This window comes from Empedobacter sp. UBA2044 (assembly GCF_002333005.1).
In the GTDB taxonomy this organism is placed as follows: Bacteria; Bacteroidota; Bacteroidia; order Flavobacteriales; family Weeksellaceae; genus Empedobacter; species Empedobacter falsenii_B.
Window position 1 is genome coordinate 1 of the sequence record NZ_DDBA01000065.1, and the last position, 13,280, is coordinate 13,280.

Consider the following 13,280-nt stretch of genomic DNA (forward strand, 5'->3'; position numbering starts at 1 on the left):
TGTTTAAAATAAAATTTTATTGGTCTAATCCAGAATCATTTTTTCAGGACGTTACAATTTTTTAATTTGATTTTACTATCTTTAATAAAATAATTAAGATGAACAAAGAAAAACCTTTGAGCGAATTAACATTAGAAGAATTAAATGAAAAAAGAAAAAAAGTTAATAAACTTAATCTTAGCATTCAAATTCCTTTATTACTCATTGCAATCGTTTTATTAATTCTGAAGATGACAAACAAATATGATATCAATGTAACATTCGTTATTTTATTATCATGTTCTGTAACTTTTATTCCTCTTATAACAGGTTTAGCGAAAATAAATGCAGAAATCAATACCAGAAAAAAAGCGAATCAATGAGTTTCTTTTCTCTTTTTCCTAAGATGTAAAATTCCTTTGATTGGATTATAAATCATAATAAAAACCATCATTACAATTCCGAAATAAAATAAGGTTCTAAAAATTTGAATATCTGCGATCAACAAAGCTTGATTATACAATTGAGATTTTAGATTGCTTGCTGTCAAACTGATAGACTCATTTACTAAATGAGTTGTATCGTGTTTATTGAATAGATTATTCCATTGTTCTTGAAAAATTGTATTGGTAATATCTAAATTTTTCGTCATCAAAAATTGATGTTTAGTCGTCAAGAAAAGAATTGCATTTTGCATAATCGAAAAACTAATTGTTGACGACCAATAACGCATTGCAACTGCTGCTTGCATGGTATTCATAGAAAAATTAGCATGTACAGAACATACCATATATTGCAAAATTGGCGCAAACAACATTCCTTGTCCCATTCCTTCCATCAACAATGGCGGAATAACTGCATTCGGACGAGTATCTGGAACCAAAATGTAACTAAACCACAACATAGCAAACGTTAAACAAAAAAAACCTCCAAAAAACACATACTTATATTGCGTTTGAAATTGTGTTATGATGTAATAAGCAAACAATGCTCCAATATAAATTCCGGCACAATTATAATATTGTATTTGCAAAACAAACTCCCAATTCCATTTCCAAACAACATTCATCACTTGATAAATGTTACTCATACTCGATTTGAAAATATAAAATGTAAAAAACAACAACATACCTACAATAACTCTTTCGGAACGAAGAATCTCGAAATGGAAAATTGGTTTTTTAGACGTTAATTGTTGCAAAATAAATAAGCCTGAGAAAATAAACATTGCAGCAAACGCAATAACGATATAAAGCGATTCGAACCAATAATATCTTTTACCATAAATCAATAAAAAAGCTCCTGCTATTAATGACATCATCATCAAAAAATAACCCGCCAAATTTAACTGATACAATGGTTTTTTGGGATACAATCTACCATGACTAAAGAGAAAAACATAAATCAATAACGATAAAACATGAAAAAAGATGACAGTATAAATCACCATATTGAAATTATAATTTTCGATGGCAAATTTTACAATAGAGGTTGTATATTTATCAGCCGTCATCATAAATCCATACAAAAACGTATTTCCTAATAATCGTCCATATTCGCCTTTTATACGCGACATAATTAGCGGAACAATAATACATCCTTCGAGATAAGATGTTGTTCCTTGTATCACACGAAGTAAATAAATCAATTGCGTATTTGTTGTCAACGAAATTATTAACATTAATATAATATTGATAATAGTCATAAACAATAAATAAGAGCGAATATTAAAGAACTGAAAAAGCCGTTCGTTAATAAAAAGTCCACAAACAATTGTGGCGTAAGCCAAAGAAAAAATGAATTGTAAATCGTCTACATCAACATCTAGAAATGAAGCTGTAAATGTACTATTCATATTGAAAAGTGAGAGAATCATCACATGCGGAATCAACGCGGCAATGAGAATTGGAAGCACCAATTTTTCTGGTATCCATTTCTTGAAAATGGGATGTTGATTGTGCATTGAGTTATTTATTCAATTTTACAATCAAGTTCAAAACATTCATTCGAAAGTTTGTCTAATTAAAAATATTTTATTGATTTCGTGATTATCTTACCTAAAAAGTAAAAAAAGGAAGCTGCCTGAGAAAAGTCAAAAGGCTAAAATGTGATTCTGAATAATAAATCGTTAAAATACGATGATTCATTTTATAAAAATATAACAAATTTAAAATCAATAAAATACAACTAACATTTATTAAAACAATTAATCATTTTTCGTTTGATTTATTTTGATGGCAAAAGTAAGTGCTAGCGCATAAAAACAAGTTGATTATTTGAGAATAAAATTTGTTCATTTAAGCCATTTATAAATTTAAAAAACTTTAAAATATGACCTTTCTACAGGATAATTTTGATAAAATATTCATTTTAAAAAATTTGTCATAAAAAAAAACGTACTTGATTCTATTAAATCAAATACGCCAATTAAATAAAAAAGTAATATATAAAAATTATTTTAACGATGTAAAAGTCTATTTTTTATCGGTTGATAAAGAATTACAAAAATCGCAGCGATAATTCCCACAACAAACAATGTTCGGAAAATCTCTATATTACTAACCAACAAAGCTTGGTTATACAATTTTGCTTTTAAAGCTGCGGCAGTAATACTTTCTGCTTCGTTTGGAAGATGACTCGCAATATTTTTATTGAACAAACTATTCCATTGTTGTTGGAAAATCGGACTCGTTTTGTCTAAATTTTTGGTCATCAAAAATTGATGTTTAGTCGTCAAGTATAAAATTGCATTTTGCATCAGCGAAAAACCAATTGTTGTCGTCCAAAAACGAATCGCCGTACCTGCTTGCGCCGCACTACCAGTAATAGAAGGATGTACAGAACCTGTAATATACAACACTAATGGCGTAAAAATAACACCTTGCGCAATTCCTTCTAATATCAGCGTTGGCGCTACTGCCTCGACTTTTGTATCTGGATAAAACAAGTAACTAAACCACAACATGCTCATGGCTAAAAGTACAAATCCAAGAAAAAATATTTTTCTAAAATCAACTTTATTTTTAACCATGAAAAATGAAAATACAATACCAATGATGGAACCTGCTACATTAAAATATTGAATCTGCAACACATATTCCCATTGCCATTTCCAAACTGTTGACATGACTTGGTAAATATTGCTCATCCCAGCACGCAAAGTATAGAAAACAAAAAACATTAATATTCCTAAAATGACACGTTCTGATCTGAAAATCTCAAAATGAAACAAAGGTCGTTTGGCTGTTTTTTGATGCAATAAAAATAAGCCACTAAAAACGAGTGTTGATGCAAATGCTGTGATAATAATTGGCGATTCGAACCAATAATATTTTTTCCCATAAATCAAGAAAAACGCGCCAGAAATTAGGGAAATAATCATCAAGAAAATTCCTCCTAAATTTAATTGATACAATGGTTTTTTAGGAAACATTCTGTTGTGATTAAAGAAAAATACATAAATAATTAATGCTACAACATGAAAACTCATAATCGTATACACCATCATATTGTGGTTATAATTCTCAATCGCAAACTTCACGATAGAAGTCGTAAATTTATCACCTGTTAACATTACGCCATACAAAAACGAATAAGCAATCAATTTTGAATGTTCACTTTTAATATTCGACATAATGATTGGCAACAAAATACAACCTTCGAAAAGCGATAAAGGTCCTTGAATAAAACGCAGAATCAAAATCAATTCTGTATTTGTCGTTAATGTCATTCCAAACAATACCAAAATGTTAAGCATGGTCATTGTTAGCAAATAACTTCTGATATTGAAAAAGTGAAAAAATCGAACGTGAATAAATAAGCCACAAACAATAGTGGCATACGCCATCGAAAAAAGGAACTGCAAATCGTCGACCTCCAAATCCAAAAATGATGCTGTAAACGTACTATTCATGTTGAATATCGTCAAAATCATCAAGTGTGGAAATAGCGCAAGGATAAAAATTGGCACAACCAATTTTTGCGGAACCCATTTATTGAATATTGAATTTTGTTGTGACATTTATTTAATTTACTTTTTCTGCGGAAACATTTACATTCATTCCGGTACGTAATTTTTCGTTATTTTTAGACTCTTTCAGAATTATTTTCACAGGAAAACGTTGTTCAATTTTCACGAAGTTCCCTGTTGCATTATCAGGTTTAATCAAAGCAAACTCAGACCCAGAAGCTGGCGAAAGAGATTCAATTTTTCCTTCAAACTCAATGTTTTTGTAGGCATCAGCTTTTATAATAACAGGTTGATCCAAATCAATTTCTCCAATTTGTGTTTCTTTAAAATTCGCAACAATCCATTTCTCTTTCGAAACCACTTGCACCAAGGCCTGACCTTCTTTTATTAACTGACCTTCTTGTATATTTTTTGTTCCAACCCAACCATCGTAAGGTGCTACAACATAGGTATATGAGAGAATAAGTTTAGCATCGTTCAATTGGGCTTTTCGTTGTAAAATTTGAGTTTTTGCAGGCGCAACTTTTGTTTGTTCTGCAGACGCACTAACATTCACGGCATTACGTTGTTGTTCCAAAGCACTCAAACTTGCTTTTGCTTGTTTATATTTCGCTTCAACTTCTTCAAACTGTTGCACGGTTGCAGCATCTTCTTGCACTAAATTTTTGAAACGATTATAATCTTTTTCAGTTCTCCAAACCTCTATTTTAGCAGCTTCTATATTTGCATTAACAATATTAACATCACTTGATTTTGTATCTACCGCTTTTTCATATGTTAAAACAGATTGCGAAGTCGATTCTAAATTTGCTTCTGCAATATCAATCTGGTTCTGAAATTCTCTTTTGTCAATCACAACAAGCGTATCACCTTTGTGTACAAATTGATTTTCTTCGAAATTTACTTTTTTGATAAAACCAGAAACTTTACTCGAAACTGGCGTAATATATTGTCGCACTTGCGCGTCATTTGTATTGACATGTGAACTCGAAAAGAAATAAAACCAAGCTACTGCAGTGATTCCTATGATAATAAAAATCCAAGCAATCGCAGAAAGCGTTCTATTCATTCGTTTTTCTCCTTTTGTCTGTTGTTTTCCCATTTTTATAAGTTTCCTAAAATGTATTGTAATTGATAGTATTTTAATTGTTTGTTAATTTGCAATGAAATCAAATTCGATTGAGCTTCTAAATAAGCGTTATCCGCATCGATAAGTTCTGTAATCAAACTCAATTTGTTGACATATTTTGTTCTAACAATTCGATAATTTTCTTTGGCTTGACCAATTGCATCTTCCGCAATTTTTATTTTATCGATCGATTCTTCTAATCGTTTATTCGCTGCAAAAACATCATGTCGAATTTGTTCTTCTTTCTCTTCTATTTCTAATTTTGCAATTGAAATGTTACGATCTGCGATTTGCATTTTTTGTTTATTCTTGAAAAAATTACTCAACGGAATCGAAACATTTACACCAACAGAACCAAATCTGTACAAATATTCTTCTGGTGGAAAAAACATAAAGTTTGGATAATTATATCCATATTCCGCTCCAGCAGTTATTTTTGGTAATGTATTAGCTTTGGTAATTTTCTTATCAATTTCTTTCAAATTCAAATCATCTTTCGCAATTTTCAAGCTTTCACTTTGATCTATTGCTTCCAAAATCATTTCATCAACCAAACCCAAATGCTCTTCATTTGTAAACAAATCATTGGTGTCAATATGCATTTCTTGATTTTCTGGTAAGGCTAAAATTGTTTTGATTTGATGTTCAATAATCGAAATTTCATTCGCCAATTCTGTAAAAGACATTTTATGATTTGACAATTGCAATTCTGTTCTCAAGACTTCGTTGTAGGTTACCAAACCATTTTTTTTCAAGGATTCTGTTTGTTTAATCACAACCGAATCTTCTCTCATTTTATCTGAAATTAACTTTTGTTGTTCTTGCAAATGCAACGCTTGTAAATAAGCTGTGATGATTTGCATTCTCAATTCTCGTTCATCTTTTCGAACTTGCAGTTTCGAAATATTAGTTTCTATTTCAGATTTTTTCTCATCATTTTTTAATTTACCACCTAAATAAATTGGAATTTCTGCCGAAAGTGTAAAATCGTATTTCACTCGAGGAACAGCATATTTTGTAGAAGGTTTTAGAAAACCGTCTTCATATTGGCGTAAATTACTCAAAACATGAAAACCAGTATGAAAGTCTACATCTGGCAATTTCTCATTTTTAAGATCTTTCTCTTTTAATTCAGCAATATTAGTTTTTAAAGCGCTAATTTGTAATTTTTTATTATTTTGAAGTCCAATTTCAATTGCTTTGCTTAATTTCAGTTGGTTATAGTCTATTTCATTTTGAGCATAACTCAACCCACTCAGCATTAACAACAATGTAAGCAACTGATATTTAACGAATTTAAATATCATTTTGTATTATTTATAAGTCTGTTATTGATTTTTAGTGATGCAAAGTTACATTCAAAACACCTTTACCCTCTTGATAAAAAAAGAAAATAATTTGCTCATTTACGCCAAAATAAAGTAATTTGCAAAAGCAAAAATATTTCACTTTATAAAAGTATAAAACAATGTTGTTTGATCAGTTTTTTTTTAACGAAGTTGACAAATCTAAAGTCCATTTTTACATACAACATGCACATTTAGATACGATAGGAACGCGCGTACATGAACACAAAAAAGCACAATTATTATATGCAGAAGGCGGAATTGTACATGTTTTTGTAAACGACAAACATTGGTATTTGCCTGCGCGTTGTTTTATGTGGATTCCTGCAAATACGCCACATTCTATCTTAACGAATAGTAAAACAGGCGATTTGTATAACTTTTATTTCAAGACCGAAAAAGAAGAAAACGATTTTTATTCGATTACAAATATTTATTACACGAATGAGTTGTTAAGGGAAATGATTTTGTACACCAAAAATTGGAGTGGATCAATTTCGGAAAAAGATCCTGCAAAATATGATTTTGTAAAAGCCATACGATCTATTCTACCCGAAATGGAATCGAACAAATTACCTGCTTTTATTCAGCATCCATTTCCAAAAGATCAGAAACTGATTGATATTGCTCGATTTCTGATGAAAAATATCGAGAAAAACTATACAATAGATGAAGTTGCGCAACAATTTGGTTTGAGCACGCGAACATTATCTCGAAAATTCAAAGATAATATGGGAATTAATTATGTTCGATTTTTACGCGCATTACGTATCACAAAATCATTGGAATTGATTGCTGAAAATAAATACAATATGTACGAAATCGCAATGTTAGTTGGTTATAATTCGTTGTCATCTTTCAGTAATATTTTTCAGAAAGTTTCAGGAATTCGACCAACAGAATATGCGCAATTATTACACACAAAAAAACAATAACTTAAGATAAAAACTATGATTATTAAAGCTTTTGCCGGAAGTAACAGCTCTACTTCTATCAATAAACAACTCGTAACTTATGCTTCTTCTTTATTAAACAAAGATCAAATTGAGATTTTAGATTTAGATGACTTTGATATTCCTACTTTTGATATTGATATAGAAAAAGAACAAGGTTTTTCTGATGAAGTAAAACGATTTTATCAAAAACTTGTTGATTCTGATATTTTACTTATTTCATTAGCAGAACATAATGCTTGCATTACAGCAGTTTTTAAAAGCTATATGGATTGGTGCTCAAGAATTAATTATAAATTTCTTGAAGGAAAAAAGGTCTTCGTTATGAGTACATCTCCTGGTGGTTATGGAGCTAAAAACTCTTTAGAAATAGGTTCTAAATTAATTACAAAATTGGGAGGTGACATTTTAGTCGATTTCTCTTTGCCTAAATTCAACGAAAATTTTGCAGAAGATAAAATCACTAATGAAGAATTAAACAGAGAATTGATTCTTAAAATTGATGAATTTAGAAAAAAAATATAAGTTTTTATCTTTTCCTAACATAGGTCAATAAAATTTATGGTTGCTTGCAATAACTTTGCTTCATCAAAAATGAAAATACTCAATAAGAATATGAAAATTTTAGCTTTCGCTGGTAGTAACAGCAAAAAATCAATCAATAAAGAATTATTAAATTATACTTTAAATCAAATCGAAAATGCAGAAATCGATTTAGTTGACATCAATGATTTCGAGATGCCTATCTATTCTATTGACCGTCAATTAGAAAATGGATTTCCACAAGAAGCGCAGGATTTTTACAATAAAATCAAAGATGCAGAAGGTGTTGTAATTTCTTTGGCAGAACATAATGGAAACTTTTCTGTTGCATTAAAAAATATTTTGGATTGGGTTTCTCGTATCGAAATGCCATATTTGAAAGATAAAAAATTGTTGTTATTAAGTACATCTCCAGGTGCTTATGGTGGAGGAAATGTAATGGAAGTTGCAACAAAATATTTTGGAATGTTTGCAAGCGGAGAAATTGTAGCAAGCACAACTTTCCCATCTTTCAACGATAATTTCCAAAATAACGAAATTGTAAATGAAGAATTAAAAAATAAAGTATTAGCGCAAGTTAGTATCTTTCAAGAAGCTTTAACTATTGTTGAAGCTTAATTGAAAATGTATGTATTAAAAAAAGGTCTTTCGTTCGAAAGACCTTTTTTTTGTTATCAATTTAATTTACATTTATCTCGTAAGTGATATCAATTCCTCCATTTGCAAGCATATCATGTACACTACAATACTTCTTAACCGCTAATTCAGCAGCCTTATTTGCTTTATCTAAATCAATATTTCCTTTTAAGAAAAATTTGATATGAATATTTGTAAAAATATTTGGAATTTCATCTCGACGCTGACCTTCAACCTCAACTTTAATATCTTCAATTTCTTGGCGTTGTTTCTTCAAAATTTCATTCAAATCAAAAACACTACAACTTCCCAAAGCAATCAAAACCAACTCCATTGGGCGAACTCCTTTTCCTTCTCCTCCAATCGATTCAGGTCCATCAATATTTACTTTTACCGAAGAACTTGACGCAGTCGCTTCATAGTGAGAAGCCTGATTTACTCTATTTAATTCAATTTTCATCTTATTTCTTTTAAAGTATAAAAATAATCATTCTCTAAAGATTTATTCTAATATTTGATTGAATAATGATTTTCTGAATAAATTTAGCTAAATTTAAATTCAATTATAGAAATTTTTGAAGTAGATCGAAGCACAAAATAGCAACAAAGGCTGTCTCACGACAGCCTTTATATTTTTTAATCACTTTATAATTTAAACAGTATGATATTTAAAACTTTGTTCGTTTTTAATTGTTTTCACTGATTCGTAAATCAACTCGATGACATTTTTTACATCAGCTTGATGAACCATTTCTACAGTTGTGTGCATATAACGCAAAGGCAACGAAATTAAAGCTGAAGGTACACCACCATTACTATATGCAAAAGCGTCTGTATCCGTTCCTGTTACACGAGAACTTGCAGCACGCTGAAAAGGAATATTGTTTTTCTCAGCTGCATCAATAATTAATTCGCGTACATTATTTTGCACAGCAGGCGCATAATAAACAACTGGGCCATCACCACATTTTTGCTCACCTTCTTTCGATTTTGTAATCATTGGTGTCGTTGTATCATGTGTAACATCAGTAATAATCGCAACATTTGGTTTGATTGTTTGCGTAATCATTTCCGCGCCACGCAACCCTACTTCTTCCTGAACCGCATTTACAACGTATAAACCAAAATCTAATTGATCTTTATTTTCTGCCAATTTACGCGCAACCTCAGCAATCATAAACCCTCCCATTCTATTGTCTATTGCACGACAAACAAAATAACGATCGTTCAATGTAAAAAATTCATCAGGATAAGTAATCACACAACCAACGTGAATTCCAAGTTCAAGAACTTCTTCTTTCGATGTACAACCTGTATCAATCCAAATTTTATCTGGAGTTGGCGCTTCATCTTTTCCTGCTTGACGCAAATGAATTGCTGGCCAACCAAAAACTCCTTTTACAATTCCTTTTTTGGTATGAATATTAACCACTTTAGAAGGTGCTATCATATGATCTGATCCTCCATTACGAATCACATAAATCAATCCATCATCAGAAATATAATTCACAAACCAAGAAATCTCATCAGCATGGGCTTCAATCACAACTTTATACTTCGCTTCAGGATTTATTATACCATAAGCAGAACCGTAATTATCTGTTTTTACTTCATCTACATATGGTTTGATATAATCCATCCAAACTTTTTGTCCTTCACTTTCAAAACCTGTAGGTGAAGCTGTATTTAAATATTTTGTCAAAAAATCCAAAGATTGTTGATCAAACAAATTATTTGTACTCATTTTAGTTTATTTATCTAACAAATGTACTAATTTTAGGAACAATTTTTGAACTAATTCTGATATGAAATTTTATATCTATCATATAACTTTACTACTTACTTTTGTTGGATTATCTAATGTTAATGCTCAAATTTTTGGGTTAGATTTAGGTGGAAAAAATCCTGCACAAGAAATTAAAAATGATTCAATTAATTTAGATGAATTTGCGTTTAATCCTTTAGACACAATACATCTTAATGAAATGAATAGTTATTCGGTTCATTTAAAAACTGATTTAGAAAAAAAATATTATTTATGGCTAAGAAAGCGTGTTCGCGATGTTTGGCCGTATGTAAGAACTGCTGTTAGAGAATATAATTATGTATCAGACACCATTCAAACAATGGATAAAAGACGAGACAAAAAACGTTTTATTAAATCTCGCCAAAAGGATTTGGCTGATCAATTTGAGAATCAATTAAAAAATATGTCAAGTTCTCGTGGACAAATTCTTACTAAATTAATCTATAAAGAAACAAATAAAACAACATACGATATTATAAAAGAATTACGTGGCGGATTGAATGCTTTTCTTTATCAAGCAGCAAGTGGCGCGTTTAATATTGATCTAAAACAAACTTATGATCCGAAGCGAACACGAGAAGATTTGTATATTGCGGTTATTCTTCAACGAGATTTTGCAGACGGAACGTTAAAACCTGTCGACGAAGATTAATTTATCTTTCATACTACCAATTATAATAATATTCTGATTTTTTATTATATTTGATTTAATAAAGGGAAAAACGTGGGAAACAATATAAAAAGAATTGGTGTATTAACCTCTGGAGGTGATGCGCCTGGAATGAATGCGGCCTTACGTGCCGTTGTAAGAGCATGTAAGTACTACGATATCAAATCAGTAGGGATTCGTCAAGGTTACGAAGGTTTGATTAACAATGATATGATTGAACTTGGACCTCGTTCAGTGAAAAATATTATCAATCAAGGTGGTACAATTCTTAAAACTGCTCGTTCTTTAGAATTCAAAACTACAGAAGGTCGTCAAAAAGCATACAATCATCTAAAACAAAATAACATTGATGCTTTAGTTGTAATTGGTGGAGATGGTTCTTTTACTGGAGCAAATATCTTTCATCAAGAGTTTGGTGTTCCATTTATTGGAATTCCAGGAACAATTGACAATGATATTTTCGGAACAGATTTTACAATTGGGTACGATACAGCTTTGAATACTGTAATTGATGCAATTGATAAATTAAGAGATACTGCTACATCACATGATCGTGTATTTTTTGTGGAAGTAATGGGACGCGATGCAGGTTTTATTGCTTTAAATAGTGGAATTGCTTCAGGTGCACAAGATATTTTGATTCCAGAACAACGTGATAGTGTCGAAGAATTATGTTCTTCTTTAGAACGTTCAGAAAAATCTGGAAAAAAATCAAGCATCGTTGTAGTTGCAGAGGGTGAAAAATTAGGTGGAGTTTTTGAATTAGCAAAACAAGTACAAAATCGTCATCCAGAATATGATATTCGTGTAACAGTTTTAGGACACATACAGCGTGGTGGTTCTCCATCTTGTCACGATCGTGTTTTAGCAAGTCGTTTAGGAATTGCTGCTGTCGAAGGTTTACTAGAAGGTAAAACAAATCTTATGGCTGGTATTCGCTCTAATAAAGTTGTATTTACAGCGATAGATGAAGCCATCAAAAAACACAATGAGATTGACGAAGAGTTAATCAAAGTAGCTAATATTTTAGCGATTTAAACATTTAATATAAAGGGAAATTATATATACTATGTCAAAAATTAAAATTGGAATCAACGGATTCGGAAGAATTGGTAGCCTTGTTTTCGGGGTTGCTATTGAGAGAAACGATATTGAAATCGTAGGTATTAACGATTTAGTAGACGTTGATTATTTAGCTTATATGCTAAAGTATGATTCAGTTCACGGAAAATTTAACGGAGAAGTTAAAGTAGAAAACGGAAACTTAATTGTTAATGGACAAACAATTCGCGTTACAGCTGAAAGAGACCCAGCGAACTTGAAATGGGACGAAGTTGGAGCTGATATCGTAATCGAAGCAACAGGTTTATTCTTAACAAAAGAAACTGCAGGAAAACACATTGAAGCTGGAGCAAAAAAAGTTGTTTTAACAGGTCCTTCTAAAGATGATACCCCTATGTTTGTAATGGGTGTTAACCACGAATCTGTAACAGCAGAAGACACAATCGTTTCTAATGCTTCTTGTACAACAAACTGTTTAGCACCATTAGCAAAAGTAATTCACGAAAATTTCGGAATTGTGGAAGCTTTAATGACAACAGTTCACGCAACTACTGCAACTCAGAAAACAGTTGACGGACCATCAATGAAAGATTGGAGAGGTGGACGTAGTGCAATGGTAAACATCATTCCTTCATCTACTGGAGCTGCGAAAGCAGTTGGAAAAGTAATTCCAGAATTGAACGGAAAATTAACAGGAATGTCTTTCCGTGTACCAACTGTTGATGTCTCTGTAGTTGATTTAACAGTTAAATTAGCAAAAGAAACAAACTACGACGAAATCAAAAAAGTAATGTGCGAAGCTGCTGAAGGAGATTTGAAAGGAATTGTAGGATACACAGAAGATGCTGTTGTTTCTCAAGATTTCGTAGGTGATACAAGAACATCTATTTTCGATGCAGAAGCTGGTATCATGCTAAACCCTACTTTCGTTAAGTTAGTTGCTTGGTATGACAACGAAATTGGTTACTCTAACAAAGTAGTTGATTTAGTTCAGCACATCGCAAAGATTTAATTCTTAATTAATAATTAACAAAAAGGCTGTTCTCAATAAATGAATGGCCTTTTTTGGTTTAGACTTCTAAAATTTTAAGAAAATTTTATTCTTTTTTAAGACTTTTTATGACACTGTACCAAAAACTGTGTAAGTATAAAATTCTGCTTGGGTTAAAATCGAGCAGAATTTTT

13 protein-coding genes are annotated in these 13,280 nt (G+C 31.1%); 7 read left to right on the top strand and 6 right to left on the bottom strand.

The window, feature by feature from the left end; translation table 11 throughout:
* Nucleotides 1–98: 98 nt before the first annotated feature.
* Nucleotides 99–362: a hypothetical protein gene (locus B4E59_RS11605; protein ID WP_286495225.1), complete on the top strand. Its 264-nt coding sequence runs from the start codon at nt 99–101 to the stop codon at nt 360–362.
* Here the strand turns inward: B4E59_RS11605 and B4E59_RS11610 are convergent.
* The 4 genes from B4E59_RS11610 to B4E59_RS11625 all read right to left on the bottom strand — a co-directional run bounded on the left by B4E59_RS11610 (nt 356) and on the right by B4E59_RS11625 (nt 6,385).
* Nucleotides 356–1,942: an efflux MFS transporter permease gene (locus tag B4E59_RS11610; protein ID WP_286495226.1), complete on the bottom strand. Its 1,587-nt coding sequence runs from the start codon at nt 1,940–1,942 to the stop codon at nt 356–358. The genes B4E59_RS11605 and B4E59_RS11610 overlap by 7 nt on opposite strands.
* A gap of 495 nt (nt 1,943–2,437) precedes the next feature.
* Nucleotides 2,438–4,000, bottom strand: a complete 1,563-nt coding sequence (locus B4E59_RS11615; RefSeq protein WP_115001100.1) for an MFS transporter — start codon at nt 3,998–4,000, stop codon at nt 2,438–2,440.
* A 4-nt stretch (nt 4,001–4,004) separates the two neighbouring features.
* Complete coding sequence (locus tag B4E59_RS11620; protein WP_291053143.1) at nt 4,005–5,051, bottom strand: HlyD family secretion protein; 1,047 nt, start codon at nt 5,049–5,051, stop codon at nt 4,005–4,007.
* A gap of 2 nt (nt 5,052–5,053) precedes the next feature.
* Nucleotides 5,054–6,385, bottom strand: a complete 1,332-nt coding sequence (locus tag B4E59_RS11625) for a TolC family protein (protein ID WP_291049100.1) — start codon at nt 6,383–6,385, stop codon at nt 5,054–5,056.
* A 161-nt stretch (nt 6,386–6,546) separates the two neighbouring features.
* Here B4E59_RS11625 and B4E59_RS11630 point away from each other — a divergent pair, with 161 nt between their 5' ends.
* The 3 genes from B4E59_RS11630 to B4E59_RS11640 all read left to right on the top strand — a co-directional run bounded on the left by B4E59_RS11630 (nt 6,547) and on the right by B4E59_RS11640 (nt 8,538).
* Nucleotides 6,547–7,359 (top strand): AraC family transcriptional regulator, encoded by an 813-nt coding sequence (locus tag B4E59_RS11630; protein WP_038336064.1) that lies wholly within the window; start codon nt 6,547–6,549, stop codon nt 7,357–7,359.
* Nucleotides 7,360–7,374: 15 nt separating this feature from the next.
* Nucleotides 7,375–7,902: an NADPH-dependent FMN reductase gene (locus tag B4E59_RS11635; RefSeq protein ID WP_221855853.1), complete on the top strand. Its 528-nt coding sequence runs from the start codon at nt 7,375–7,377 to the stop codon at nt 7,900–7,902.
* 69 nt (nt 7,903–7,971) lie between these two features.
* Nucleotides 7,972–8,538, top strand: coding sequence for an NADPH-dependent FMN reductase (locus tag B4E59_RS11640; RefSeq protein ID WP_260391945.1), 567 nt, complete (start codon nt 7,972–7,974; stop codon nt 8,536–8,538).
* A gap of 61 nt (nt 8,539–8,599) precedes the next feature.
* Here B4E59_RS11640 and B4E59_RS11645 read toward each other — a convergent pair whose 3' ends face one another.
* Complete coding sequence (locus tag B4E59_RS11645) at nt 8,600–9,016, bottom strand: OsmC family protein (RefSeq protein ID WP_286495230.1); 417 nt, start codon at nt 9,014–9,016, stop codon at nt 8,600–8,602.
* A gap of 192 nt (nt 9,017–9,208) precedes the next feature.
* A complete protein-coding gene (locus B4E59_RS11650; protein ID WP_286495231.1) occupies nt 9,209–10,300 on the bottom strand; it encodes a M42 family metallopeptidase in 1,092 nt (363 codons plus the stop codon).
* 61 nt (nt 10,301–10,361) lie between these two features.
* Here B4E59_RS11650 and B4E59_RS11655 point away from each other — a divergent pair, with 61 nt between their 5' ends.
* From B4E59_RS11655 to gap, 3 genes are all read left to right on the top strand, one after another.
* Complete coding sequence (locus tag B4E59_RS11655) at nt 10,362–11,015, top strand: DUF4294 domain-containing protein (RefSeq protein ID WP_286495232.1); 654 nt, start codon at nt 10,362–10,364, stop codon at nt 11,013–11,015.
* 72 nt (nt 11,016–11,087) lie between these two features.
* On the top strand, nt 11,088–12,071 hold the full coding sequence (gene pfkA, locus B4E59_RS11660) for a 6-phosphofructokinase (RefSeq protein ID WP_260391944.1): 984 nt from the start codon (nt 11,088–11,090) through the stop codon (nt 12,069–12,071).
* Nucleotides 12,072–12,102: 31 nt separating this feature from the next.
* On the top strand, nt 12,103–13,107 hold the full coding sequence (gene gap / locus B4E59_RS11665; protein WP_286495233.1) for a type I glyceraldehyde-3-phosphate dehydrogenase: 1,005 nt from the start codon (nt 12,103–12,105) through the stop codon (nt 13,105–13,107).
* Nucleotides 13,108–13,280 lie beyond the last annotated feature (173 nt).